This is a genomic window from Streptomyces sp. NPDC020192 (assembly GCF_044388685.1).
GTDB lineage: Bacteria > Actinomycetota > Actinomycetes > Streptomycetales > Streptomycetaceae > Streptomyces.
In genome coordinates, this window is sequence record NZ_JBIRXG010000002.1 from 260,348 (window position 1) to 285,662 (window position 25,315).

Here is a 25,315-nt window from a genome sequence, read left to right on the forward strand (position 1 = left end):
ATAGGGATGGCCTGTGCGATTTGAGAAGGTCCCCATGCCGGCGGCCGTCGAGGCACGTCCCCGGGACGTGCGCGGATATCCCGTGCCGGCGATCACTCCGTGGGAGAACGACGAGCCCCGGTTCGCCCTGACCGACTACGACCGCAGCGCCGAGTGCGCGCGCAAGCGGCTGTGTTCGGTGTGCAACCGGGCCATGCCGCAGGGGCCGGTGTGGCGCGTGGTGGGGCCCGCCGAGAGCGCGGCCATCACGGAGGCGCTGGCCGCCGGACGGCCCTACCGCAATCTCGCGCCGACCCTCGAGGGGCCGGGGCACCGCGCCTGCATGCTGTACGCCTCGATGGTCTGCCCGTATCTGGCCCGGCCCAACGCCCGGCGCGGGATGTCGGCGGCCGAGCCGGACGAGATGACCGCGCATGTGGTGCGCGGTGCCGTCCGCGGCGCGCTGGGCGCGGTGGTGGGCTTCGCGGAGTACGAGTACGCCGTCACGAGCAGCCAGGTGCTCTTCCGGTTCCTCGACCTCGTGGAGTTCCTGCCGCACGACACCGCCGACACGCACCTGGACGAACTGCGGGCCGAGCTGGCCCGGACGGCGAAGTGACCCGCACTCCACCACCCGGGCCCGCCCGGCCCGCTTGATCGGCCGACGTCAGGGGCGGTACGCCGCCAGACCCACCGTCGAGGTGACCTTGACCGGGTGGCCGGTGCCGTTCGCCGGCAGGGTCACCGTGCCGGACGGGGTGCGCACCGCGAGGGTCCTGCCGTCGGGGGACCAGGCCGGCTCGGTGTAGTCGGTGGTCGCGTGCGGCGTGAGGTCCGTGATGCGGTCGTTGTGCATGAAGTCCTCGACGAGGACGTGGTCGTGACCGGCGACCGAGCGCACGAAGACGACCTCCTCCTCGTTCGGGGACAGCGCGGGCTGCGCGCCCTTGGTGAGCTTGCCGCCCTGCTGGCGCAGGTAGTCGTCGCGGACGTAGACGGCGCCGGTGTCGGTGTTGGCGTAGACCGAAGTGCCGTACTTCCCGGCCGCGTTGGGCCAGACGTTGCCGGTCTGCGGGAGGGCCCCGCCCGGACCGGGGTCGCCGAACAGGGACAGCGTCTTCGGCGTGCCGTGGACGGCCTTGGCGGAGATGAACTTCAGGCGTGAGACACCCTTGTCCCGGGCCGCGAAGATCAGGTTGTCCTTGGCGGGGATGCCGTTCCGGGTGTCCTTCGCGGTCACCTGCCAGGTCGGGTGGGACCAGTTCTGGTTGCCGGGGTTCTTGGCGACGACGACGCGGTGGCTGCCGTCGGGACGGGCGATGTCCAGGTTCCCGGAACCGTCGATGAAGGCGGCCTCGGTGCCGTCAGGGGACCAGGCGAGGTCCCGGACGGGCACCCCGAAGTTCACCCGGTGTCCGCCGATCAGCACGTACTTGGTGCCGTTGCTGATGGTCAGGGTTCCGTGCGAGGCGCCGGCGGCGGCCGAGGCGGCACCGGAGGCGCCGAGCAGCGCCGTGCCGGTGACGGCCGCGGCCACGGCGATGGCGGCGACGGTGGTGGTGCGGGTTCGCGTGGTCATGGCGGACAATCCCCCCCTGGAGCGTGGTTCGGTGCGAACCGAGCATGACCGGTTTCGATCTTCGGAACGGTCCGCTCCGTGTCACAGGGGCGTAACACCGTTCCGTGGCGGGTGATTGACTACGTGGTATGGATTTCACTCCCCCCTCGACGACCTGGGAAGCACCGCCACTCGACCCCGAACTGAGCGAGGCCCTGGCGGCGTTGGGGGAGGAGGCGAGGGAGCCCTTCACCCCGGAGAACCTCGCGGCCCGGCAGGCGCGGGACGCCGCGGCCCGGCCCAGGCCGACGGTCCGGGATCTCCAGGCCGGCGGTCGCTTCGAGGTGGAGGAGCTGCGGGTGCCGGGAGCGCCGGGCGCACCGGACGTCACGCTCGTGAGCGCACGCCCCGCCGGGGTCGACGGTCCGCTGCCGCTGCTGTACTACATGCACGGCGGCGGCATGATCACGGGCAACGCCTGGTCCGTCCTCCCGAAGGTGCTCCGCGAATGGGCCCTCCCGCTGGAGCTTGCGGTCATCTCGGTCGCGTACCGGCTGGCGCCGCGGACCCGGTACCCCGGACCGCTGGAGGACTGTTACGCCGGGTTCGTCCGGGCGGTCGAGCAGGCGGCCGCACTCGGCATCGACGCCGGCCGTGTCATCGTCGGCGGGAAGAGCGCCGGCGGCGGACTCGCCGCGGCCCTCGCCCTGCTCACCCGGGACCGCGGCGGCCCGGCCCCGATCGGGCAACTGCTGATCTGCCCCATGCTCGACGACCGCGACGCCACCTGCTCCAGCCATCAGATGGCCGGCGTCGACCTCTGGGACCGCACCTCCAACGCGACCGCGTGGCAAGCCCTGTTGGGCGACCGGTACGGCACCGCGGACCTGCCGCCCTACGCCGCCCCCGCCCGTGCCACGGACCTGTCCCGGCTCCCCCCGGCCTACATCGAGGTCGGCGCGGCCGAGACGTTCAGGGACGAGGACGTCGCCTACGCCCATGCTCTCTGGCAGGCCGGCGGCCAGGCCGAACTGCACGTATGGCCCGGGGCCTGCCACGGCTTCGACACCTTCGCGCCCGAGGCCGCCGTCAGCCGGGACGCCCGCGACGCACGTACCCGCTGGCTGCGGCGCATCCTGGCGCAATCCGGTACGGGCAACAGCTAGCTGACGTTCCGCGGGAACCGAAGGGCGGGCGACCGGCGTCTCCCCAGCGATCAAGGTGGAGGAGTGCACACGGTGCGGATCTACGTCAGTGCGGACATGGAGGGCATCACCGGGCTCGTGGACGCCGACGACGTCCAGCCCGGCGGCCGGGACTACGAGCGTGGCCGGCGGATGATGGCGCAGGACGTCAACGCCGCCGTACGGGGCGCCGTCGCGGCCGGCGCCACCGACATCCTGGTCAACGACGCGCACGGCCCCATGCGCAACCTCCTTCCCGAGGACCTGGACCCGGCGGCCCGCCTCATCCGCGGCAGGCCCAAGCACATGAGCATGCTTGAAGGCCTCACGCCCGAGCACGACGCCATGGTCTGCGTCGGTTACCACACCCGGGCCGGGGCGCTCGGTGTGCTGAGCCACAGCTTCATGGGGCACGAGATCGAGGACATCTGGCTGGACGGCCGGCCGGTCGGCGAGATCGGGCTCGCCCATGCCACCGCGGCCGCCATCGGCGTGCCCGTGGTGGCCCTCACCGGCGACGACCGCGCCTGCGCGGAGATGACCGCATGGGACGCCGGTGTCACCACCGTGCCCGTGAAGTACGCCCGGGACCGCTTCGCGGCCGAACTCCGCCCCGCCGACGAAGCGCACGCGGCCATCGAGAAGGCGGTCGCCGCCGCCCTCCGCGCGCCCCGGCCGACTGCGGCGGCGCAGGCCGACCCCGCCACCCTCACCGTGCGTTGGCAGTCGGCCTCCGTGGCCGCCACCCTGCCGGGCATTCCGGGAGTCACCTCGACGGACTCCCGAACCGTCCAGGCGCGGGGCGATCTGCCGAGCCTCTACCGGCAGTTCGTCGTGTGGATGCGCGTGGCCGCCTCCCTGACCAACCAGCCGCCGTACTGCTGACCGGCCGCGACCGAAAGGGAACACGCCCTGCTGACACGTCCGTGACGGTACGTCAGCATGGGCGCCATGGTCGACACACCCAGCACTCCGCGCCGTATCGCCGACGACCACGTAGCGCAGGTCGCCGCCCTCGACCCCATGACCTCCACCCGGCTCGGCCTGCACCCCGAGGACGACCGGCAGCCGGATCTGTCGCCGGACGGCTTCGGGGCACTGGCCGACGTGGCCCGGCACACGCTGTCCGCACTCGACGCGGCCGAGCGGTACAGCGAGAAGGACGGCACGGTGTTCGAGGACACCGAGCGGAACTGCGCCCGGCTCCTGCGGGAACGGCTGACCGCCGAACTCGCCCAGCACGAGGCGGGCGACCAGTTCCGCGAGCTGCGCAACGTCAACTCGCCCCTGCACAAGGTGCGGAGCATCTTCACCTTGATGCCCACCGAAACCGACGAGAACTGGGCGGCCGTGGCGGGGCGGCTGCGCAACCTGCCCGGTGCCCTGGACGGTTACCGGGCGACCCTGTCCGAGGGCATCTCCCGCGGCCTGCTGTGTGCGCCCCGCCAAGTCCTCGCCGCCGTCAGGCAGTTGACCGCATGGACCGGTCAGGACGCCGGGGGAGCGAGCTGGTTCGCCACGTTCGTGGCCTCCGCGCCCGACCGTCTCGGGCCCGGGCTGGACGCCGCCGCCGAGCGGGCGACGGCCGCCGTGGCCGGGTTCCGGGACTGGCTGCGCACCGTCTATCTGCCCGCCGCGGACCGCACCCCGGACCCCGTCGGCCGCGAACGCTACCTGCGCTCGGCCCGCTGGGCCACCGGCGCCGCCCTGGACCCGGCCGAGGCCTACGCCTGGGCCTGGGAGGAGTTCCACCGCACCCACACCGAGATGCGGGCCGAGGCCACCCGCATCCTCCCGGGCGCCGGCGTCCGCGAGACCATGGACCACCTGAACCGGTACGGCCATGCCGTCACGGGCGAGGAGAACATCCGCGTCTGGCTCCAGCAGATCATGGACGAGGCGATCGACGCCCTCGACGGCACCCATTTCGACATCTCCGGCCCGATCCGCAGGGTCGAGACACGCATCGCGCCCCCGGGCAGCTCGGGCGCCCCCTACTACACCGGCCCCAGCCTCGACTTCAGCCGCCCCGGATACACCTACCTCCCCACCCTGGGCCAACAGACCTTCCCCACCTGGGAGATCGTCAGCACCTGGTACCACGAGGGCGTCCCGGGGCACCACTTGCAGACCGCCCGCTGGACCGCTGCCGCCGACCGCCTGAGCACCTACCAGATCACCCTCGGCGCGGTCAGCGCCGACAAGGAGGGCTGGGCCCTGTACGCCGAGCGGCTGATGGACGAACTGGGCTTCCTCACCGACCCCGCCTGCCGCCTCGGCTACCTGGACAAGCAGATGCTGAGGATCATCCGCGTGATCATCGACATCGGCATGCACCTGGAGCTGGCCATTCCGGCCGACTCCGGCTTCCACCCGGGCGCACGCTGGACCCCGGACCTCGCCACCGCGTTCATGGCCGCCCACCACGGCAGCGACACCGCCCGCCGCACCAGCGAGATCGACCGCTACCTCGGCTGGCCCGGCCAGGCCATCGGCTACAAGCTGGGCGAGCGCGCCTGGCTGGCGGGCCGCGAGACCTCCCGCCGCCGCCTCGGGGCCGGCTTCGACCTGCGGACCTGGCACACCAAGGCACTCGCCCTGGGCTCGCTCGGCCTCGCCGACCTGGCCGACACCCTCGCGGCACTCTGAGGTACGGCGACGGCGACGGCGCGGGCCGGCCGTCCGTAAACGGCTGGCCCGCATCCGGCGGCCGGTGGAATGCTCCACCCAGCACAGGCTCGAGGAAGTCCGCCGACCCCGCCCGACCTGCCCGAGAGGAAGCCGCAGTGGCCGTCACCGCGTCCAGGCCGTCCGAGTCCGAGCCGGAAGTCCGCACGGCGGCCGGCACCCTCCGCGGCCGCCGGGAGGCGGGTCTGGCGGTCTTCCGTGGCATCCCGTTCGCCGAGCCGCCGGTCGGTGCCCTCCGCTTCGCCGCGCCGCGGCCGGTGCGGAGCTGGGACGGGGTACGGCCGGCGGTGTCGTACGGCCCGCCGCCCCCGCAGTCCGGGGCGCTGGGAACGGACGGGACGTCACAGGACACCGCGGGCGACGACTGGCTGACGCTCAACGTCTGGACACCCGAACCGGATCCCGCGGCCGGGCTCCCGGTGCTGGTGTGGATCCCCGGCGGCGGCTATGTGATCGGCACCGCCGGCCTCCCGGAGTACGACGGCGGGCGCCTGGCCGGGGGCGGCGCCGTGGTCGTGACCCTCAACTACCGGCTGGGCATCGAGGGTTTCGCACCCATCGAAGGCGCCCCCGCCAACCGGGGCCTGCTCGACCAGGTCACCGCCCTGGAGTGGGTGCGGGACAACATCCGGATGTTCGGCGGCGACCCGGGCCGGGTCACGGTCCTCGGCCAGTCGGCGGGCGGCGGTTCGGTCGCCGCGCTGCTGGCCATGCCCCGGGCGGCCGGGCTGTTCCGGCGGGCCGTCGCACAGAGCGTGCCGGGTACGTTCTTCTCTCCGGAGCTGGCCGCCGACATCGCCGCCGCCTGCGCCGCCGAGCTGGGGGTACGGCCCACGGTGCCCGACCTGTCGGCCGTACCCCCGTCCCGGCTGCCCGCCGTGGGCGACGCGATCTCCGCGAAGGCGGCCCGGTGGAGGGAGCGCTGGGGGCAGATCACACACCGGCCGATCCCGTTCGCCCCCGTCGTCGACGGCGACGTCCTGCCCGCCACCCCCTGGCAGGCGCTGGCCGACGGCGCCGGCCGTGGCGTCGAACTCCTCGTCGGACACACCCGGGACGAACACCGGTTGTTCAGCCTGATCGACGGCGTGCTCGGCCAGGTGACCCCGGAGCAGACCGAGACCGCCCTGCGCATGCTCGCCCCCGGCCCGGACGGCCCGCGGCGCTACCGGGCGGGCTTCCCGGCCGCATCCGACGAGGAACTGTACGAACTGGTCAACGCGGACTGGCTGTTCCGCATGCCGAGCCTCCATCTCGCCGACGCGCAGACCGCCGGCGGCGGCCGGGCCCACCTCTACGAGCTGACCTGGACCGCCCCGGGCCTGGGCGGCACCCTCGGCGCCTGCCACGGCCTGGACGTGCCGCTCGTCTTCGGCAACCTGAGCAGCGGGCAGCCCGCCCTGCTGATCGGCGACCCGCCCGCCCCGGAGGCGGAGGAACTGTCCGCACGGATCCGCACCGCCTGGACGGCCTTCGCCGCTCACGGCGACCCCGGCTGGCCTCCGTACGACACCGACCAGCGCCGAGCCCAGCTCTTCGGCACGCGATCGACGGTCGCCACCTACCCGGAAGAGACCTCGCGCCTGCTGTGGCAGCACCACACGTTCCCGGCGCTGCCGCTGCTCACCCGGTAGCGGCCGCTAGTCCGTCGACCGCAGCCGGTCCAGTTCGCCGCCGATCGCGGCCCGCAGCTCGTCATGCCCCGGGCCGAGCCCGAACCGCTCGTCCCGCCACCGGTCGGGCGGGTAGAGCCACACGGGCTTGCCCACCAGCTCGGCCGGCTCCCACTCGTACCGCGGCCAGACATGGGCGTGCAGGAACGGGTCGGTGTTGCCGAGGATCTCCAGGTTGACCCGGCGGAAGGCGGGATCGAGGCGGCGGCAGGCCCGCTCGACCGCTTCGCCGAGCAGGTCCATGTCGGCGAGGAATGCCAGCCGCCCGGCCTTCGGCAGGTCGGACAGCCGTTGCACACCGGGTTGGTCCACGAGGAGAACCGAGTAACCCGGCAGGAACTGGACGTCGCCGATCACCGCGAACCCTGCCCCGAGCCGCCGTACCACCGTGGGATTCTCGCCCCGCAGCGCGGCCCCGATCCGATCCGTGCGCCAGTCCTCCGCCATGGCCTCAACCTACACGGAGGCTCAGGTCAACTGGTGGGCAGCGGCGATGGGTTGCTGGGCAGTGCGCAGGGCATCGGGCGGCGCCGGCCCGCCGGGTAGCAGGCGGCGTGGAGCGTGGGACGGCCTCCTGGCAGGCGTACCGGCCGAGCCCCCGGATCCGTGCGGAGTGCCACGGGACGGCACCGAGCCGGCTCCCGGCCGTACCGTCGGCGATGCAACGTCACGAACGTGATCGCCGAGGTGCCGGACTCCGGGGATCCGGCCCGCTACCGGCCGACGCTGCCCGCGAACCCCCACCGGTCCCACCGGCCCGAGGCCGGAACGCTGTAGCCACCGGGTACCGGGTCCGTACAGGTACTGACAGGACCCCCCACCCGCGGATCTCCCGGCTTAGCCTGGATTGCGTGAGTACCGAGAGCGACATCCGTGCCTTCCTGGCCTCCCGCCGCGCCAAGATCAGCCCGCAGCAGGCCGGGCTGCCCGCGTACGGCGGAAACCGGCGTGTGCCGGGCCTGCGCCGGGAAGAGGTCGCCCTGCTCGCCGGCGTCAGCATCGACTACTACGTCCGCCTCGAGCGCGGCCACCTGGCCGGAGCCTCGGAGGAGGTCCTCGGCGCCGTGGCGAACGCCCTCCAGCTCGACGACGCCGAACGCGCGCACCTCCACGACCTGGCCCGTGCCGCCGCCAAGCGCCCGACCCGGCGGGCCAGGCGTGCCCGCGGGCCGCTGCCGGACAGCGTGCTGCGCGTCCTGGGGTCCATGACGGACTCCCCGGCCTTCATCCGCAACGGCCGCCTGGACATCCTGGCCGTCAACCGTCTGGGCCGCGCCCTGTACTCCCCGCTGTTCGCCGACGGCGCCGCCCCGCCCGTCAACATCGCCCGCTTCAAGTTCCTCGACCCCCGCGGGCACGACTTCTTCCCCGACTGGGAGGAGTCCGTGAACACCACGGTGTCCCTGCTGCGCACCGAGGCCGGACGCGCCCCGCACGACACCGGCCTGACCGGGCTGATCGGTGAACTGGTCACCCGCAGCGAGGAGTTCCGCACCGCCTGGGCGAAGCACAACGTGCGGCTGCACCACACCGGGCGCAAGTCCTTCCGCCACCCCGCCGTCGGCGTCCTCACCCTCGACTTCGACGCCATGGAACTCCCCGCCCAGCCCGGCCTCACCCTCACCGCCTACAGCGCCGCACCCCACACCCCCGACCACGACGCCCTCCAGCTCCTCGCCAGCTGGGCGGCCACCCACGACCAGCCCAGCCCCGCCGGCTGACCTGCCGGAGGCCGGCTGCACGGTGTGAGCCGACCGGCGTGACACAGTTCCTCTCCGGCGTGAGCGTCGCGCGTGCGGCATTGAGAAGATCGTCCGCGACCTGCGAGCGCACCGGATTCTGGAAGGAACCAACGAGATCATGCGCGTCATAGCGGCCCATGGCCTGCCGAAGGTGTTCGGATGACCGGCACCGCGGGAGGCGGCCTGCCGCACACCGACGAAACCGTCCTGTTCCGCACCGCCGGACGGGCCGCCCACATCACCCTCAACCGGCCGAAGGCCCTCAACGCCCTCGACCACGAGATGGTCCGCCGCATCGACGCGGCCCTGACCGCCTGGGAGCACGACCCGGCGGTGGAGACCGTCGTGATCACCGGCGCCGGGGAGCGCGGCCTGTGCGCGGGCGGTGACATCCGCGCCGTCCACGACGACGCCCGCGACGGCGACGGCGCCGCCTCGGCGGCGTTCTGGCGCGACGAGTACCACCTCAACGCCCGCATCGCCCGCTACCCCAAGCCGTACGTCGCCCTCATGGACGGCATCGTGATGGGCGGCGGAGTCGGCCTCTCCGCACACGGCAGCGTCCGGATCGTCACCGAACGGTCGCGGGTGGCGATGCCGGAGACCGGCATCGGCTTCGTCCCCGACGTCGGCGGCACCTACCTGCTCGGCCGGGCACCCGGCGAGCTGGGCACCCATCTCGCGCTGACCGGCGCGCAGATCGGCGCCGGTGACGCCCTGCTGTGCGGGCTCGCCGACCACCACATCCCGTCCGCCGCACTCCGGGACTTCGTGGACGCTCTCGCCGTACAGTCCGTGCCCGACGCCCTGGCGCGCCACGTACAGCCGTCGCCGCAGGGTGAGTTGGCCGAGCGCCGGGACTGGATCGACTCCTGCTACAGCGCGGGTACGGTCGAGGAGATTCTCCAGCGGCTGCTCGCCCACGGCGACCCGAACGCCAAGGAGGCGGCCGAGACCCTGCTCGCCAGGTCGCCCACCGCCCTGAAGGTCACCCTGGCCGCGATGCGCCGCGCCCGGCGTCTCGGCTCGCTGGAGCGGGTACTCGACCAGGAGTACCGCGTCTCCTGCGCCGCGCTGGGCACCCACGACCTGGTGGAGGGCATCCGCGCCCAGGTCATCGACAAGGACCGCAGTCCCCGCTGGTCCCCGGCAACCCTGGCCGAGGTCACCGACGCCGACGTGGCCCGCTGCTTCGCCCCGCTCGGCGACCGGGAACTGGGACTCGCCGGGCCCAACTCCGGCCCGCAGGCGGCGGCCTGCTGAGCGCCTGGGCCCCGACGCCGGACGGCGCCGCCGGGCGGGAGCCGAGCCCGTCCGGCGCGAGAGGAAGATCACGCCGGGCCGAGGCGGTCCTGGCCCCGCCCGCGCCACGCGGTACGGTCCGTCCGATATCGACGACGGCGAGACGGAAGCCGGTGGGAACCCGGAACGGTCGCGCCACTGTATGCGAGAGCCCCTAGGGGCGCTTGTGAGTCAGACCCGTGGCCGTCGTCCCCTGCATCACCGAGATGGGACGCGAACTCCCGGAGGAGGTTCTGCCATGGCGCAGACCGTCGCCCAGCCGACAGCCACCACTCCGGCCATCCCCGCCAAGCTGCCGCTGAAGGCGATAGCTCCCTGGGCGGTCTTCTTCGGCATCCTGATGATGATCCTGCTGTACTTCGTCGGCGCCGAGCAGGGCGCCACCTCCGTGTTCAGCGGCACGGGTGTCCACGAGTGGGTGCACGACGCCCGCCACCTGCTCGGTTTCCCCTGCCACTGAGGCGGGGGATGCCGCGCGCCCATGAGTTCCGCAACCGTAAGAAACCTCCTCGTGCGGGGCATGCTCGCCGGCCTGGCAGCCGGCGTGCTCGCCCTGGTGGTGGCGTACGTCCTCGGTGAGCCGAACGTCGACAAGGCGATCAGCTTCGAGGAGGCCCACTCCCACGAGCACGAGATGGTGGTCGTCTCCCGCTCCCTGCAGTCCACCGCCGGTCTCGCCACCGGCGTCCTGGTCTACGGGGTGGCGTTCGGCGGCGTCGCCGCACTCGCGTACTGCTTCGCCCTCGGCCGGGTCGGCCGGTTCGGCCCGCGGGCGACGGCGCTGCTGCTGTCGGGCTGCGCGCTGCTCGCCGTGTACGTCGTACCGTTCCTGAAGTACCCGGCCAATCCGCCGTCGGTCGGCAGCCCCGACACCATCGGCAAGCGGACGACCCTGTACTTCCTGATGATGCTGCTCAGCGTGCTGCTCGCGGTCGCCGCCACCATCCTGGGCAAACGGCTCGCGCCGAGCCTGGGCACCTGGTGGGCGACGGTGGTCGCGGTGGCCGGCTTCGCCGTCGTGATCGGCCTGGCCTACCAGTTCCTGCCGGCGGTCAACGAGGTGCCGACAGGCTTCCCGGCGACCCTGCTGTGGCGGTTCCGGCTCTCCGCGCTCGCCATCCAGACGGTGCTGTGGAGCGGTTTCGGCCTGCTCTTCGGAGAACTGGCCGATCGGCTGCTGAACCCCAAGCCCGTGTCGACCCGCTCCGGGAGGACGGTGCCGGCAGCCGACTGAGCGGATGCGCGACACGAGAGGGCCCCTCGGAACCGGCGAATTCCAGGGGCCCTCTCGCCTGCTCCGGGTGCCGGGACATCCCCAGCCCTGCCTGCGCCGCGACGCGGCTCGAACCTCGGCACGGCCGCCGCCTCAGCCGGCCAGGGGATGCCCGAGCCGCAGATTCCAGCGTCCGGCGCGCCCGCTCAGCTCCGTGACCGTCAGCGGCGGCACGTCCAGCCGCCAGAAGACGGTCGCCGGCAGGCCCAGGGCATGAACGGCCGTGGCCCGTACGACCTCCGGCTCGACCACGGCGAGCGTACGGCCGTCCGCGTCCCGCACGCCGTCCAGCCAGCGCCCGACCCGCTCGCACACGTCCCGCACCGACTCCCCGCCATGCGGCGCACACGCCGGGTCGGTCAGCCAGCGCCCCACCTCGGCGGGCTCGACGGCGCCCACCTCCTCCAGCGTGCGGCCCCGCCAGCGGCCCACGTCCAGCCCCGCCAACTCCTGCGGAGCGGGGCCGTCGAGCCCGAGCGCCGCCGCGGTCTCCCGGCACCGCACACTCGGCGAGACGAGCACACGGGCCGCCGAGGGCAGGGACCCCGCCGCCGAGCGGGCCTGGGCCGCGCCGCTGTCCTCGATCGAGCCGCCGTCGTCGAAGCGGGCCTGCCGCAACGACGCACTCATCGCCGGGGACACGAGGAGAACTCGGCTGGTCACGCTGTCACTCCTGCTGCTGTCGTCACGTGGCAGCGGGCCTCGCCCCGGTTGCGAACCTAGCATCCGCGGAATCCACCTCGCCGAAACGCCGGACGGACAACGCTCCTTGTGGACCACGCGCGCCGCCCCGCCCGTCGTGCCGGATCCCGTGCCCGTCCGGATCGGGAACAAATCCGGCACATCGCGCGCTGCTCAGAGTGACGACGGCAGGGGCCGACGGTGGGCGGTGGAGGAGCGTGAGAAGGATGACGACGGCAGGGAACGACCGGCATGTGGGGCTCGACGGGACTTCTGCGGACGAGCGCCGTCTCGTGACCAGGTGCGGGCGCAGGATCGAGGTACGGCGCCTGCGGTTCGGACGCCCGGACCGGCCCGTCAGCCGGATCGCCCTGGACGTGGGTCAGGACCGGGGCGGTGTGCCGGGCGTCTGGGCGGCACTCACCCCGGAGGAGGCACGCGGGCTGGCCCGCCTTCTCCTCGCACAGGCCGACGCGACCGAACAGCCCGGTCCGTCTTCGTGAGGCCGGCACCGCCCGCCGCTCGTCAGCCGATGTCGGCGGGCGCCGTCGACTAGTCGATGGCGCGCTTGCGGGCCGAGTCGAGCGCCGGCGTGCGGAACAGCTCGTCCCCGGTGCGGAGGTACGCCATCCAGAGGGTTCCCGGCCAGAATCCGCCCACCCAGTCGCCGTTCTGGGAGAAGACCCACTTCCCGAACTTCGTCCCGACCGGGAAGGCGCTCACCCCCGGCGCGACAGCGCTCACGGTTGACCTCCAACTCGGCGGTATGGCAGGGACGTTGAGCGAGTCTGGCGCGGCGGTCATCCGTGCGTACATCCATGTGTGTCATGTCCATGTACGTGAACTCGTGGGCCGTGCCCGTCTCTCTCCCGTAGACTCGCCGACGATCATGAAGGCTGCGACTCGGGGGAGTGTGCGATGGTCGGCGCGCCGCGGAACCGCACGGGAGGCCGGACCGGGAACCGGAACTACCTGAAAGCGCATCATGCCGCCTGGGCGGTGTTCCATCCCGCCTGGATACCCGAGCCCCTCGACCCGTCCGTCGAGCAGCTCAAGCGCATCCGGGTCGCCGCCGGTACCGTGGCCGCCGTCGGCGTCTACACCTTCGTCGAGGGCGGCTTCGCCGTCGACGAGATGCTGCAGAACCTGCTGGTCGCCTCGGTCGTCCTGCTGCTCGTCACCCCGCTCACGGTCGGCATCATGCTCTGGATCTGGCGGCGCGGCGGCAGCCTGCGACCGCTGCGTCCCGCGCTGCTCAGGGCGCTGGGGCTGCTGCTCACCTTCGTCGGCTCCGTCGTCGTGACGGTATGGCTGCTCCAGAACGGCACCGCGCTGCTCGGCGGCGGCCTCCTGATCATCCCGCTGAGCCTCGTGACGCTGTGGCTGGTCTGGTTCGTGGGCGCCGGCGCCCTGCGGGTCACGGGGAACTTCTTCGGAACGGCAGCGGTGCACCGCTGTCTGCCGCCCCTGCTCGCCATCGTCACGACCTGGCTGATGGCCCTGCCCGATCTGTTCACCGGGGATTTGCACGGCCTGGGCCTCAAGCTCGGCATCCTGTTCATCCTCGGCGCGCCGGTGACGGTCACGGCCATCGCGCTGCTCGAAATGTCCCGTCTCAAGCGGGACCACGGCATCCGGCTCGCCGTCCACCCGTCACTGTCCACACCCCTGCCGCCACACCCGTACTACAACAACCCCTACGCATAGGCCAGTTGAGGCACAGGCTCACCCCGGAAGCGCCACCCGGAACGGGGGCCACGGTTGGCTTCCGTTCCCCTAGCGTTCAACTGGCCACCCCTGTCACCGTTGTGTGCCCTCCTTAACCTCCTTGAGGCTTGTGAAGGAAGGGGCACATGGACACACTCCCTGCGGTCCGGGCGCGCGGAATCACCAAGTGTTTCGGTGAGGTCGTCGCCCTCGACGGCATCGATCTGGACGTGGCGCAGGGTCAGATCCACGGCTTGGTCGGGCCCAACGGCGCGGGCAAGACAACGTTGCTCGCGCTGCTGCTCGGCCTGGCCGTCGCCGACGGCGGAAGCCTGGAGATCCTCGGCACGCCGGTCGGGCGGGCGTACGCCGCTCCCGACGGTGTCGCCGGATTCGTGGACGGGCCGGGTCTGTACCCGTCGCTCACCGCACGGCAGAATCTCGCCGCGCTGGCCGCACTCCGCGGCGACGACGCCCGAACGGCGGGCATCGACGACGTACTCGACCAGGTCGGACTCACCGATGTCGCCGACGACAAGACCCGCGGCTTCTCCCTGGGCATGCGTCAGCGGCTCGGACTCGCCGCCGCCCTGCTCACCAGGCCCCGGCTGCTCGTGCTGGACGAGCCGTCCAACGGCCTCGACCCGGCCGGCAAGAGACACGTACACGGTGTGCTCAACCGGCTCGCGGCGCAGGGAACCGGCGTCGTGCTCTCCAGCCACCGTATGGACGACCTCGAGGCGCTGTGCTCCGAGGTCACCATCATCGCCACCGGACGGGTCGTCTTCACCGGCCCGCTGAGCAAACTGGCCGCCGAGAACCGCGAACTCGACTACCGGCTCGTCACCTCCGACCCGCAGGCCGCCCGCCGGCTGGCCACCGAGGTGCCAGGGATCCGGACGGTGGATGGCGTCAGACCCGAATCGCTCGTCGTACGGGCGCTGGTGCCCGACCTCGACACCCTCGTCACACGGCTCGTGCAGGCGGGCATCGCGCTCCGCGAACTCGCCCCCGTGGTCTCCCCACTCGAAGCCGCCTTCCTCGCCCTGACCGAGCAGCAGGAGGCCGACCAGTGACCGCAACCGCCGTCGCCCCCGCCCCCGTTGCCGGCGCCGGCCGCGTCTCCGTGGCCCGCGGCTACCGCTTCGAACTGGTCAAGCTCGTCTCGCAGTGGCGGATCCGGCTGCTGGTGCTCGCCTGCTGGATCGCGCCGGCGCTCTTCGTCGCCGGAGTGAGCCAGCAGAGCACGCTGCCCGCCGACACCCTCTTCGGCCGCTGGATGCTCGCCACCGGCTGGGCCGGACCGCTGGTGATCCTCGGTTTCTCGGGCACATGGGCGCTGCCGTTGCTGACCTCCGTGGTCGCCGGTGACGTGTTCGCCTCCGAGGACCGGCTCGGCACCTGGCGGCATCTGCTGGTGGCCGTCCGTTCGCCGCGGCGGATCTTCGCCGCGAAGGCACTGGCGAGTCTCACCGTGATCCTGCTCCTCGTGGCCGGGCTGGCCGCTTCGAGCACGGTCGGCGGGCTTCTGGCCGTCGGCAACCATCCCCTCGTCGGCCTCGACGGCCACCTGCTCTCCCCGGGGGATGCCGCCGGCAAGGTCCTGCTCGCCTGGGTCTGCGTGCTCGCCCCGACCCTCGCCCTCGCCGGGATCGGACTCCTCGGATCCGTCGCGCTCGGGCGGTCCCCGATGGGGCTGCTGCTGCCCGCGGTGGTCGCGCTGGCGATGCAGGTCGCCCAGATGCTGCCGCTGCCCGTCGCGGTCCGACTCGCCCTGCCCAGCTGGGCGTTCATCACCTGGAACGGCCTGTTCAGCAGCCCGGCCCCGCTCGGCCCGCTCGTCATCGGCATCGTGGTCAGCCTGATGTGGGCGGTGACCGCGACGGCGATCGCTTATCTGCTGTTCCTGCGCCGCGACTTCACCAACTCGACCGTCGACGGATCGGGGCGCCGCGCGCTCACCGCCGGTCTGCTGCCGCTCGCCGGGCTGGTCGGTGTCACGGTCGCGGTCGTCGCCGCGGTGACCGGCGCGACCACCGGCTCCGGGATCCAGCAGGACAAGGTGCAGCGCTCGCTGGCCACGGCGTTCGCCCACCTCTACCGCATGCAGACCACGCAGCTCCACCGGCCCGCCGTCACCGAGGCGCAGCTGAGGTCCACGGCCGCCTGCACCAAGGGCGGCGTCGCGGACGACGCGCAGGGAGCGGGCAACGACTGGCGCTGCGTCGTCTCCTGGCACCTGCCCGGCACTCAGACCACGGGGCAGGCCATCTACCAACTCGACATCACCGCTGACGGGCGGTTCGTGGCCGACGGCGACGGACCGAAGGAAGTCAACGGCTACTTCTTGGTGCGCACGTCGACCGGCGACGCACCGAACCCGCTCTGGCAGTTCGACGGCAGTGTCGACCTGCTCTCCACCTCCCCGAAGGGATGACGTCATGCAGATAACGCGCCGCCGACGGCCGGTCGAGAAGGAATACTTCGACCTGCTGGGCAGACGCGTCGGCCGCCGGGCAGCGCTGCTCACGGCCTGCATCACCACGGTCGCCCTGGCGACCGGCACCGCGGTCGCCTCGACCCACCAGTTCGGCACCGACCAGGTCGGCCAGGTCACCGACAAGGGCCAGGTCATCTCCAGCGACCAGTACATCAACCCGTACGGCAGCCGCCTCGTCATCAACGACGGCAAGATCATGTCGTCGACGGTCAGCCCGGACGGCAGCCACCTCGCCGCCGCGGTCGCCGACGGCGACGCCGCGCTGGTCGTCGTGGACCTCAAGACCGGGCAGGTGAAGCAGAAGGTCGGCACCAACGCGGCGGACGACCTGCGCATCAAGAGCGGCTCCGTCGGCCAGGAAGGCCCGGCGTACTCGCCCGACGGCAAGCAGCTGTGGCTCGGCCAGACCGACGGCTACACCAAGTTCACCGTGAACGCCGACGGCACCCTCGCCAACCCGGTGACCGTCTCGATCCCGGCCGACGGCACCAAGCACGCCCTGGCGAGTGCGGCGGTGTTCTCGGCCGACGGCTCCACCGTGTACTCCGCGGTCAACGGCCAGAACAAGGTGGTCGCCATCGACGCGGCGACCGGCGCCGTCAAGCAGAGCTGGTCCGTGGGCAACGCCCCGCGCGGCATGGTCCAGGCCGGCGGCAAGCTCTACGTCAGCAACGAGGGCGGCCGGCCGGCGAAGCCCGGCGACACCACGATCAACTCCTACGGCACCCAGGTGCCGGCCAACCCCAAGACCGGTGCCGCCACCACCGGCACGGTCAGCGTCATCGACCTCGCGAACCCGTCCGCCGCTGTCGGCACCATCGACGTCGGTCTGCACCCGACCGCCGTGTACGCCAAGGACGGGGCGGTGTTCGTCACCAACACCGCCGACAACAACGTGTCGGTCATCAACACCAAGAACGACAAGGTCGTCCAGACCATCTCCACCCAGCCGTGGCCGGAGGCCTCGGTCGGCTACGAGCCGAACGCGGTGACCCTCACCGACGACGGTCACCTGCTGGTGACGCTCGGCCGTGCCAACGCGGTCGCGGTCTACCGCTACACCTCCCCGCAGGAGCCGGTCTCGTACGTCGGCCTGCTCCCGACGGACTACTTCCCCTCCGAGATCACCACCGTCGGCAAGACCGTGGTCGTCACCAACACCCGTGGTGTCGACGCCCGTCGCCCCGACAGCGCCGGCCACGGCACCCACGACACGACGTCGAGCCTGACGCAGTTCGCGCTGCCCAGCGACCGTGTCATCCGCTCCGAGACCCGCAAGGTGTTCCAGCAGAACGGCTGGACGCAGGGCGCGGTCCAGCTGGCGAACAAGAACAGCAAGGCCAGGGCGGTGCCGGTCCCGGCGCGGCTCGGCGACCCGTCGACGATCAAGCACGTCTTCCTGATCGTCAAGGAGAACCGGACCTACGACCAGGTCTACGGCGACATCGCGAAGGGCAACGGCGACCCGTCGCTGACGCAGTTCGGCGAGAACGTGACGCCCAACCAGCACGCGCTGGCCGAGCAGTTCGGGCTCTACGACAACACCTACGACATCGGCACGAACTCGGCCGAGGGCCACAACTGGCTCATGCAGGCCGACAACCCCGAGTACACCGAGTCCTCCGCCGGTGAGTACCAGCGCAGTTACGACACCGAGGACGACGCCCTCGGCCACCAGAAGACCGGCTTCCTGTGGTCCGGCGCCCAGGCGGCCGGCAAGAGCGTGCGGGACTTCGGCGAGTTCCAGCAGTTCCTGACCAAGCCGTCCGGCGCGACCTGGCAGAACCTGTACTGCGACGCCAAGAACATGGACGCGACCGGGCAGGGCACCGCCTACCCCCTGAACTCGTCCTCGCCGATCCCGTCGCTCAACAGCGTCTCGGTGCCGGGCTTCCCGAAGTTCGACACCAGCGTCCCGGACGTCTACCGCGAGCAGATCTGGAAGCAGGACTTCGAGAAGAACGGTCCGGCGAACCTGAACATGTTCTGGCTCTCCAGCGACCACACCGGTGGTCCGGCGGGCCCCGCCGCCCAGGTCGCGGACAACGACCTCGCGACCGGCAGGATCGTCGACGAGATCTCGCACAGCAAGTACTGGAAGGACTCGGCGATCTTCGTCGTCGAGGACGACTCCCAGGCCGGCCTCGACCACGTCGACGGCCACCGCGCCCCGATCCAGATCATCAGCCCCTGGGCCCAGCACGACACGGTCGACAGCCACTACTACTCGCAGATCACCATGATCCGCACCATCGAGCAGATCCTCGGGATCCGCCCGATGAACCAGAAGGACACCGCGGCCACGCCGATGCGCGGGGTCTTCACCCGGCACCCGGACTTCACGCCGTTCACGGCGCTGCCCAACCGGACCTCGCTGACCGACGGCCTGAGCACCCCGCCGTCCTGCGGCGTGGACACCCCGGCGGCGCAGAACTCCAAGGCGGCTCTCGTCCCGGCGCCGAAGGTGCCCTCGGGCAAGAAGTCGCTCGTGGCCGAGTGGAACGCCTGGAAGTCGAAGCAGCGGCTGACCGGCCCCAACGCCGTGCCCGACTACGCGAACCCCGAGCAGATGAACCACCTCACGTGGTACGAGACCCACAACTGGACCAAGCCGTACCCCGGTGAGAACAAGATCTACGCACCGGCCGACGTGCCCGGCGCGTACATCCCGTCCGCGGAGAACGACGGCTGATCCGGCCTGATCCGCCACAGCGGCCCCCGGTCGGCGGTGACGCCGGCCGGGGGCCGCTGTGTTTCCGGTGGTGCTGGAGACGGGCTCAGGGCAGGGTGAGCGGTTTCGTCTTGTCCTCGGGGTCGACGGCCGGCTTGTCGGGGTGCACCGCGACGAGGCGGGCGCCCTGGGCGTACCTGCTGTCCCGGCCGTGGAACCGGTAGCCCGCGCGCAGCAGTTGGAGGATCTCGTGCCCCAGCATCGCCTGGGGTCCCCCTTCGTCGGCGGTCTTGCCGGTGTCCCAGAGCGCGCTGTTCCCCAGCTTCTCGACCTCGTCCCAGAAGTTGCTCACGTCGAGTGCTCCGCTGATGAGCATGCCTTCGAGCTGAGGCCCCAGGCTGGTGAGGATCTTGAAGACGGCGCGTTCCTCGATGCCGCCGTCCATGAAGGCGTAGTTGACCGGGACGGACCACTTCCCGGTGTTCAGCCGCCTGCCCAGCCGTGCGCCCAGCGGAAGCCGGTCGCCGCCTTCCGCCTTGAGCTTCTGATGCTCCGCCCAGCGGCCCGTGTCGCCGGTGCGGCCGAGGACGAGCTTGTTCTTCGCGTTGCCTGCCGCCGTCCGGGTGTCCGCCATGGTCTGCGCCGAGGTGCTCGTCAGATCGTCCCGGATGCTCGCCTCGAGGGCGTTGCGGAGCTCACCCCTGCTCCGTCCGCCGGGCTCGCCCAGGTGGGCGTCGAGGACCTCGATCATGTCGTTGATGTCGGGATTCCTCATGATCCACTTGTAGTCCCCCGCGCTCCACGTGTCATAGTGCGCGAGGTAGTCGTCCAGTCCGTCCTGGAGTTGGGCGAGTGCCCGCCGGACCTCGTCGTCGATCGTGTCCGGGTGCTCGACACGCTGAACGGCGTGGGAGGACCCGGCGACCGACGCGGTCTGCGCCGGGACGTGTCCCGCCCGCGCGGGGGCACTCAGCACGCGCCGTGCGGTGGCCTCGGCCTCGCGCTCGAACCGGTCCGCCGGGTCGCTGACCCGCAGCCCGTCGCCCCGGTCGGTGCCGGCCACCGGCCCGGAGCGCTGCTGGAGGACATGGGTCAACTCATGGGCGAGGGTGTGCCGGTCGAGGCCGGCGGTACCGGCGACGATGTGGCTGCCGGAGGTGTAGGCGGCCGCGCCGACCTCGGCGGCGGAGGCCTGGGCCGTGGCGTCGGTGTGGACGCGCACATCGGAGAAGTCGGCGCCGAAGCGCGCTTCCATCTCGGTGCGGTCCCGCTCGGCGAGCGGCCGTCCGCCGCCGCGCAGGACGTCGTGCACGGCGGAGCGCTGCACCGACGGCTGCTGCTCCTCGTTCTCCGCGGTGCCGTGCCGGTGCCGGTCGCGGGCCCCTGCATGCCCGGCCTGGCGCACCATCTGGACGACGGCCGCGTTCCCGGCCGAACGCTGGAGGGCGAGCAGGGCCTCGGACGGTACGACCGCCCGCGCCGCGGCCCTCCGGCTCGTCGCGCCGCCGGTTCGGTTCGCTGCTCGGCTGCTTGTGCGGTCGTACAAAGCGGTCACTCCCCGGCGCCGGTGTACCTGCCCTTCCGGTATAGCGGCGCAGCGCGACGTACGGCCAGGTACCGGCGGGCAGAGCGCCGGTCCTGCCGGGCGGTTCCGTGGTCCGTACGGCCGGTGCCGGTTGCCCTCGCCGACCGGTCTCAGGCGTGAACGGCGGCCCGGATCGCCTGGGCCTTCTCCTCGCTGAACACCCCACTGCCGAGGAGGGAGAGGACGGACAGCACACCGCCGCGCGAGCCCCAGCTGCCTTCCTCGATCACGCGGAAGTTCACCCACCAGGCCGGTGACGGCTCCGGCAGACCGGCGGCCTCGGCCAGCGCGGCCAGGACACGCTCGATGACCTCGGCCCGGACCTCCCGGGGCCAGTGGCCGTCCATCACCGCCACGTCGATCACCATCACGTCGAGTCCCGGACCGGCATCCGCCAGCAGACGGCCGCCGATGGCCATCATGTCCGGCTCGCGCTCCACGAAGTGCACCTGGAACCCCATCCGCGCGGCGGGCGCGAACTGCCCGACCTCGGGGACGAGCACCGCGTCCGTCAGGGTTTCGGCCAGCAGGCGGCGCTGCTCGCGATCCAGACGCCCCTTCGAGGTGTTCACGGTGATGACGGTCATGGGCTACCTCCTATAACGCTCGTTATAGGAGGACTCTACACCGCGCCTATAACGACTGTCATAACGGCAGTACGAAGGCGCGGCGCACCTCCTGTGGGGAGAGGTGCGCCGCACGCGGGGAGGAGCGGTCCGGGGTGGTCTAGCCGAGGGTGAAGTCGTCGGCGTACACGTCGGCTTGGCCGTACCAGCCGTGGACATACACGGTGACGGTTCCGCTGCTGCCGGTGGTGAAGGTGACTGACTGCTGGTTCCAGCTCGAGCTGTTCGACCAGGTGCTGGCGGTGGCGCCGCCGCTGACGCCGATGTAGGCGTAGGGGCCCTGGACCCAGCCGGCGAGGGTGTAGCGGTGGTTGGGGGACAGGGTGACCGTCTGGTCGCACTCGCCGGTGCTGCTGGAACTCGGGGCCACCTGGAGGCTGTGGCTGCCGGAGTGGACCGGGCCGGAGACCACCGCGCTGCCGCCCGTGCAGGTCCAGGGGCTGAGGCCGCCGGACTCGAAGCCGGCGTTGGTCAGTGAGCCCCCGCCGCCCCCGCCGCCCCCGCTGGAGGTGACGGTGAGCGTGTACGTCGCGCTGTGGCTGCCGCCCGCCGCCGTACCGGTGACGGAGATCGGGTAGCTGCCCGCCGCGACGGACGGGCCGACCGCCGCCGTCAGCGTCGACGTACCGCCGGACGTGACGGAGCCGGGGCTGAAGGAGACGCTCACGCCGGAGGGCGCGCCGGAGGCGGAGAGGCTGACCGACTCCGAACTGCCCGAGGTGACGGCGGTGCTGACGGTCGCGGTCGCGGAGCCCCCCTGGGCGACCGAGCCGGAGCCCGGCGACAGGGACAGCGAGAAGTCACTGCTCGTGCCGCCGCCCCCGCCGCCCGTGCTGCCCTCGTACGGTACGAACGCGTCCGTGAACGCGAGGCTGTTCTGGCTGATCTCGCTGCACGTGGGCAGGGAGTTGGCGCTTCCGCTGCACGGCTGGTCCCGGTTGACCGACCAGAACGCCAGCCGTCCGACGCCGTTCTGCGCGGCGAAGTTCTCCACCGTCTGGGCGTCCGCCAGGGTGAACGTGGAGCCGTCGTCGTTCTTGCCGATCATCGGGGTGATCCCGAGATCGGCGTAGGCGTAACCGGAGTCGACGGACTGCATCTGCGCCAGCGTGGCCCTGGCGGCGTCGACCGCGCCCTGGCCCATCTCGGTGCCGGTGCCCGCGTAGTAGTCCATGGCCATGATGTTGACCACGTCGATCCTGATGCCCGCGTTCTTGGCGGCCTTGAGGATGTTGACGCCGTCGTTGGTGAGACCGCTCGTCAGCACCGGCAGGGTCATCGAGAACCGCAGGTCGGGGTTGGACGCCTTGAGGTCCTTCATGGCCTGCATCTGCCGGGCTGCTGCCCCGGTGTCGGCGACGGCGGCGCCCTCGACGTCGAAGTCGAGTTGGGTGACGCCGTAGTCGTTGATGAGGGCCTGGTATCCGGCGTCGATACTGCTCTGGGTGGAGCACGTCCAGGCCAGCGGCTCACCGCTCGCCCCGCCGGAGGAGATGATGACGGACGCCCCCTCCGACTTCGCCCTGGCGATCTCGGGGTCGGTGTAGGAGTCGTTGCCGATGGGGAGCGTGTCGCCCCAGATCTGGTTGCAGCCGGTGCCGAGTACGAAGGCCGCGGTGTAGGCCTTGAGGTGGTGTCCGGTGATGGCGGTGTCGAGCAGGTTTTCCTGACCGTTCGACATGTCGACATAGGGAGCCACGGAGTAGACGCTGCTCGCCGCGGTCGCCGCGTTGCCGGCGGGTGCCAGTGCGACGACCGCGCCGGTGGCCGCGAGCGCGAGCGCGCAGGCGGAAGCCGCAAATTTTGCCAGGTGCATGACAGTGCCCCTCTCGGGGATGCCCCTCGGGCGAAGGGTGGGGTTGGTGCCGTACCGGGCCGACGTTGGTACATACCAAACAACCCGCGGGTGCACCCGTCAAGAGGACTAGACCAAATCAAAACAATCCGTGGGACGGGGCCGGTGCGTACGGCTGGTGGCAGACGTGGCAGTCCAGGGTGACCACGACGGCCTGCCTCAGCTCCTCCAAGTTCGCTTGTTCGCCTCGGACTTGGGCGGCATGAAGCGCAGGTGGTCGATCTGCTCACCGATCTGCGCGATCAGGTAGACCAACGGGCCGACCATCAGCAGCAGCCAGATCGGGGTGGTCCATACCTGGAGCCACGACTGCGATGTCACCGCACACGGCGGTGAACGCTTCGTCACTCACCGCGCACGACGCGCTCGTCCCTGGAGGCGCATGTGCGCCGCTGCAACGCCCTGGCCGATATGGACGCCGGCGAGCGCCTGCGCGCCGCCGCGCGCTGCGGGCCCTGGCACTGCTGGTGCGCGCGGTGGCCGCGTTCGGACCCCAACCCAACGGTTTCGACGAACTCGGTGCCCTGCACGCGGGCGTTGTCGCCCTCGCCGTACTCGGTGCTCCCGGCCCCGCGGCGCGCCTGCACGCGGCGGTCACCGGCCACGCCGCACGCACCGGCACCGATCCCGGCCACTGTCTGCGCTTCGCCGGACTCCCTCCCGCCGAGAGGGGCTCCATGGGCTGGGAGGAGATGGTCGCGCTGTTCACCCGTACGGCCGAGGCGCTCCCCCTCCAGCAGGGTCGCGTGCTGCAGGACGTGATGGGGCGGCACCGGGACCCCTTGCTGTGGGCCGCGTTCGACCTCCAGTTCCGGCTCTTCAACATCGTGGCCCGAGGGTTCCTGGGCGGATCGGAACGGCAGGTCAGGCGGTGGTGAGGACGAGGACGACGTTGTGGCCGCCGAAGCCGAAGGAGTGGCTGACGGCGGTGCGCAGGTCCTGGCGGCGGGGTTGTTTGGTGACGCAGTCGATGTCGAACTCGGGGGCGGGTGCCTGGAGGTTGGCGATCGGGGGGACGCGGCGGTGCTGGAGGGTGAGGACGGTCAGGGCGGCTTCGATCGCGCCGGACGCGCCGAGGGAGTGCCCGAGCACGCCCTTGGCGGAGGTGACGCTCGGGCGGTGGGGCAGGACGCGGGCGATCAGCGCGGCCTCGGTGGCGTCGTTGAGCGGGGTCGAGGTGCCGTGCGCGTTGACGTGGTCCACGTCGCAGGCAGAGAGACCGGCCTGGCCGAGTGCCGTGCGCAGGGCCGCTTCGGCACCGTGGGCGCCCTCGGGCAGTTGCGTGCCATGGCCGGCGTTCTGGTCATGCCCCACCGTTCCGCCATCACCGTACAGGCCACGTTCCGCGCGTCGGACGGCGCGACCGAGCGTCTGCCGGCTCTCATCACCGCATCCCTCGCCGAGCTGCACGAAGCCGTCACCGGTCGGCTCGACGGGCTCTCGATCGCCGACCCGCGCCGATCCGCGGACTCCCTGGCCGGCAGCACACCCGTACCCGAAGGGACAGCACGATGAGAAGCGTCGTCGTCACCGGAGCCAGCAGCGGCATCGGCCGTGCCACCGCCCTGGACCTGGCCGCCCACGGCTTCGAGGTGATCGCCACGGCCCGCACCACCGAGAAGGCCGGGAAACTCACCGCCGCCGCACGGGAGCGGGGCACCGCGCTGCGCACCGTCCTCCTGGACGTCACCGACCCGCACTCCTGCCAGGACGCGGTCACGGAGATCGACGAGCTGACCGGCGGCGGCCCCTGGGCCCTGGTCAACAATGCGGGCATCGCCGTCCCCGGGGCCTTCGAGGACGTCTCCGACTCCGACGCGCGCGCCGTGCTGGAGACCAACCTGCTGGGCGTGGCCCGCATGACCCGCCTCGTCCTGCCGGGCATGCGGCGGCGGGGCAACGGCCGTATCGTGCAGATGAGTTCCGTCGGCGGGCTCGTCTCCCTCCCGCTGAACGGCTGGTACTGCGCGAGCAAGCACGGCGTGGAGGCCCTGTCCGACGCGGTACGACGCGAGACCGCGTCCGCCGGGATCCGTGTCTCGCTCGTCGAGCCCGGCTTCATCGACACACCGATGGTCAGCCGGGCGCTGGCCGGTTTTCCACCGGCTCACCCTTCGAGCCGGCCTACGCGGCCGCGCGCCGTCTCATCACCGCACGCGGGCCCCTCACCCCCGACCTCGTGGCACGCACCGTACGCCGGGCCCTGACCGCTCGCGTACCGAGGCGCCGGTACCGGATCGGGGTCGAGGCGCTGGCGGCCCGTCTGGTTTCCTGCTCACCTCCGGCCGCCG

At 71.8% G+C, this 25,315-nt stretch carries 26 protein-coding genes, 1 pseudogene and 1 riboswitch; of the genes and pseudogenes, 18 read left to right on the plus strand and 9 right to left on the minus strand.

Annotated features, from left to right (window positions below):
* The first annotated feature begins 34 nt into the window (after positions 1-34).
* Complete coding sequence (locus ACH47Z_RS05615; RefSeq protein WP_399070818.1) at positions 35-598, plus strand: hypothetical protein; 564 nt, start codon at positions 35-37, stop codon at positions 596-598.
* A gap of 48 nt (positions 599-646) precedes the next feature.
* On the opposite strand, the gene ACH47Z_RS05620 is transcribed toward ACH47Z_RS05615, so the two are convergent.
* Positions 647-1,558, minus strand: a complete 912-nt coding sequence (locus tag ACH47Z_RS05620; RefSeq protein WP_399070820.1) for a hypothetical protein — start codon at positions 1,556-1,558, stop codon at positions 647-649.
* Positions 1,559-1,686: 128 nt separating this feature from the next.
* Between ACH47Z_RS05620 and ACH47Z_RS05625 the strand changes: the two genes are divergently transcribed.
* From ACH47Z_RS05625 to ACH47Z_RS05640, 4 genes are all read left to right on the plus strand, one after another.
* On the plus strand, positions 1,687-2,703 hold the full coding sequence (locus tag ACH47Z_RS05625; RefSeq protein WP_399070822.1) for an alpha/beta hydrolase: 1,017 nt from the start codon (positions 1,687-1,689) through the stop codon (positions 2,701-2,703).
* Between the two features lie 72 nt (positions 2,704-2,775).
* The gene (locus ACH47Z_RS05630) at positions 2,776-3,606 is read left to right on the plus strand and encodes a M55 family metallopeptidase (RefSeq protein ID WP_399070824.1); all 831 of its coding nucleotides are present in this window, start codon (positions 2,776-2,778) and stop codon (positions 3,604-3,606) included.
* A 66-nt stretch (positions 3,607-3,672) separates the two neighbouring features.
* Entirely contained in the window at positions 3,673-5,370 is a 1,698-nt protein-coding gene (locus ACH47Z_RS05635; protein ID WP_399070827.1) for a DUF885 domain-containing protein, read from the plus strand.
* 137 nt (positions 5,371-5,507) lie between these two features.
* Complete coding sequence (locus ACH47Z_RS05640; protein ID WP_399070830.1) at positions 5,508-7,043, plus strand: carboxylesterase/lipase family protein; 1,536 nt, start codon at positions 5,508-5,510, stop codon at positions 7,041-7,043.
* A 6-nt stretch (positions 7,044-7,049) separates the two neighbouring features.
* Here the strand turns inward: ACH47Z_RS05640 and ACH47Z_RS05645 are convergent, their stop codons facing one another.
* Entirely contained in the window at positions 7,050-7,529 is a 480-nt protein-coding gene (locus ACH47Z_RS05645; protein ID WP_399070833.1) for an HIT family protein, read from the minus strand.
* Between the two features lie 404 nt (positions 7,530-7,933).
* On the opposite strand from ACH47Z_RS05645, the gene ACH47Z_RS05650 reads away from it, so the two are divergent.
* From ACH47Z_RS05650 to ACH47Z_RS05670, 5 genes and pseudogenes are all read left to right on the plus strand, one after another.
* On the plus strand, positions 7,934-8,803 hold the full coding sequence (locus ACH47Z_RS05650) for a helix-turn-helix transcriptional regulator (protein ID WP_399070835.1): 870 nt from the start codon (positions 7,934-7,936) through the stop codon (positions 8,801-8,803).
* Between the two features lie 76 nt (positions 8,804-8,879).
* Positions 8,880-8,987: pseudogene (locus ACH47Z_RS05655) on the plus strand (acyl-CoA dehydrogenase family protein); the annotation flags it as partial.
* Complete coding sequence (locus ACH47Z_RS05660) at positions 8,984-10,087, plus strand: enoyl-CoA hydratase/isomerase family protein (RefSeq protein WP_399070838.1); 1,104 nt, start codon at positions 8,984-8,986, stop codon at positions 10,085-10,087. The pseudogene ACH47Z_RS05655 and the gene ACH47Z_RS05660, both read left to right, overlap by 4 nt.
* A gap of 98 nt (positions 10,088-10,185) precedes the next feature.
* A riboswitch (cobalamin riboswitch) is annotated at positions 10,186-10,328 on the plus strand.
* Between the two features lie 36 nt (positions 10,329-10,364).
* Positions 10,365-10,586 carry a CbtB-domain containing protein gene (locus tag ACH47Z_RS05665; RefSeq protein WP_399070841.1) on the plus strand — a complete coding sequence of 74 codons (222 nt, stop codon included), beginning with the start codon at positions 10,365-10,367 and terminating at the stop codon, positions 10,584-10,586.
* Between the two features lie 21 nt (positions 10,587-10,607).
* Positions 10,608-11,360: a CbtA family protein gene (locus ACH47Z_RS05670; protein ID WP_399070843.1), complete on the plus strand. Its 753-nt coding sequence runs from the start codon at positions 10,608-10,610 to the stop codon at positions 11,358-11,360.
* A gap of 132 nt (positions 11,361-11,492) precedes the next feature.
* Here the strand turns inward: ACH47Z_RS05670 and ACH47Z_RS05675 are convergent, their stop codons facing one another.
* Complete coding sequence (locus tag ACH47Z_RS05675) at positions 11,493-12,062, minus strand: histidine phosphatase family protein (RefSeq protein ID WP_399070845.1); 570 nt, start codon at positions 12,060-12,062, stop codon at positions 11,493-11,495.
* 245 nt (positions 12,063-12,307) lie between these two features.
* Here ACH47Z_RS05675 and ACH47Z_RS05680 point away from each other — a divergent pair, with 245 nt between their 5' ends.
* Positions 12,308-12,583: a hypothetical protein gene (locus ACH47Z_RS05680; RefSeq protein ID WP_399070848.1), complete on the plus strand. Its 276-nt coding sequence runs from the start codon at positions 12,308-12,310 to the stop codon at positions 12,581-12,583.
* Positions 12,584-12,632: 49 nt separating this feature from the next.
* On the opposite strand, the gene ACH47Z_RS05685 is transcribed toward ACH47Z_RS05680, so the two are convergent.
* Positions 12,633-12,824: a hypothetical protein gene (locus ACH47Z_RS05685; protein ID WP_399070849.1), complete on the minus strand. Its 192-nt coding sequence runs from the start codon at positions 12,822-12,824 to the stop codon at positions 12,633-12,635.
* A gap of 174 nt (positions 12,825-12,998) precedes the next feature.
* Between ACH47Z_RS05685 and ACH47Z_RS05690 the strand changes: the two genes are divergently transcribed.
* From ACH47Z_RS05690 to ACH47Z_RS05705, 4 genes are all read left to right on the plus strand, one after another.
* Positions 12,999-13,787, plus strand: coding sequence for a hypothetical protein (locus tag ACH47Z_RS05690; RefSeq protein WP_399070851.1), 789 nt, complete (start codon positions 12,999-13,001; stop codon positions 13,785-13,787).
* Between the two features lie 146 nt (positions 13,788-13,933).
* On the plus strand, positions 13,934-14,863 hold the full coding sequence (locus ACH47Z_RS05695; RefSeq protein WP_399070853.1) for an ABC transporter ATP-binding protein: 930 nt from the start codon (positions 13,934-13,936) through the stop codon (positions 14,861-14,863).
* Complete coding sequence (locus ACH47Z_RS05700; RefSeq protein ID WP_399070855.1) at positions 14,860-16,224, plus strand: ABC transporter permease; 1,365 nt, start codon at positions 14,860-14,862, stop codon at positions 16,222-16,224. Before ACH47Z_RS05695 ends, ACH47Z_RS05700 begins: the two co-directional genes overlap by 4 nt.
* A gap of 4 nt (positions 16,225-16,228) precedes the next feature.
* Positions 16,229-18,979, plus strand: coding sequence for an alkaline phosphatase family protein (locus ACH47Z_RS05705; protein ID WP_399070857.1), 2,751 nt, complete (start codon positions 16,229-16,231; stop codon positions 18,977-18,979).
* A gap of 85 nt (positions 18,980-19,064) precedes the next feature.
* Here the strand turns inward: ACH47Z_RS05705 and ACH47Z_RS05710 are convergent, their stop codons facing one another.
* The 4 genes from ACH47Z_RS05710 to ACH47Z_RS05725 form a co-directional block, all read right to left on the minus strand.
* Positions 19,065-20,504, minus strand: a complete 1,440-nt coding sequence (locus ACH47Z_RS05710) for a DUF4157 domain-containing protein (RefSeq protein ID WP_399070859.1) — start codon at positions 20,502-20,504, stop codon at positions 19,065-19,067.
* 149 nt (positions 20,505-20,653) lie between these two features.
* Entirely contained in the window at positions 20,654-21,130 is a 477-nt protein-coding gene (locus tag ACH47Z_RS05715) for a 4-oxalocrotonate tautomerase family protein (RefSeq protein ID WP_399070861.1), read from the minus strand.
* A 139-nt stretch (positions 21,131-21,269) separates the two neighbouring features.
* Positions 21,270-22,985: a carbohydrate binding domain-containing protein gene (locus ACH47Z_RS05720; protein WP_399070863.1), complete on the minus strand. Its 1,716-nt coding sequence runs from the start codon at positions 22,983-22,985 to the stop codon at positions 21,270-21,272.
* A gap of 198 nt (positions 22,986-23,183) precedes the next feature.
* Complete coding sequence (locus ACH47Z_RS05725; protein WP_399071402.1) at positions 23,184-23,345, minus strand: hypothetical protein; 162 nt, start codon at positions 23,343-23,345, stop codon at positions 23,184-23,186.
* Positions 23,346-23,500: 155 nt separating this feature from the next.
* On the opposite strand from ACH47Z_RS05725, the gene ACH47Z_RS05730 reads away from it, so the two are divergent.
* On the plus strand, positions 23,501-23,902 hold the full coding sequence (locus ACH47Z_RS05730; protein ID WP_399070864.1) for a hypothetical protein: 402 nt from the start codon (positions 23,501-23,503) through the stop codon (positions 23,900-23,902).
* On the opposite strand, the gene ACH47Z_RS05735 is transcribed toward ACH47Z_RS05730, so the two are convergent.
* Positions 23,889-24,338, minus strand: coding sequence for a hypothetical protein (locus ACH47Z_RS05735; RefSeq protein ID WP_399070866.1), 450 nt, complete (start codon positions 24,336-24,338; stop codon positions 23,889-23,891). The genes ACH47Z_RS05730 and ACH47Z_RS05735 overlap by 14 nt on opposite strands.
* On the opposite strand from ACH47Z_RS05735, the gene ACH47Z_RS05740 reads away from it, so the two are divergent.
* Both ACH47Z_RS05740 and ACH47Z_RS05745 read left to right on the plus strand, forming a co-directional pair.
* Entirely contained in the window at positions 24,330-24,539 is a 210-nt protein-coding gene (locus ACH47Z_RS05740; RefSeq protein ID WP_399070868.1) for a hypothetical protein, read from the plus strand. The two genes, ACH47Z_RS05735 and ACH47Z_RS05740, sit on opposite strands and share 9 nt — an antisense overlap.
* A complete protein-coding gene (locus ACH47Z_RS05745) occupies positions 24,536-25,231 on the plus strand; it encodes an SDR family oxidoreductase (RefSeq protein ID WP_399070870.1) in 696 nt (231 codons plus the stop codon). Before ACH47Z_RS05740 ends, ACH47Z_RS05745 begins: the two co-directional genes overlap by 4 nt.
* Positions 25,232-25,315: the final 84 nt, after the last annotated feature.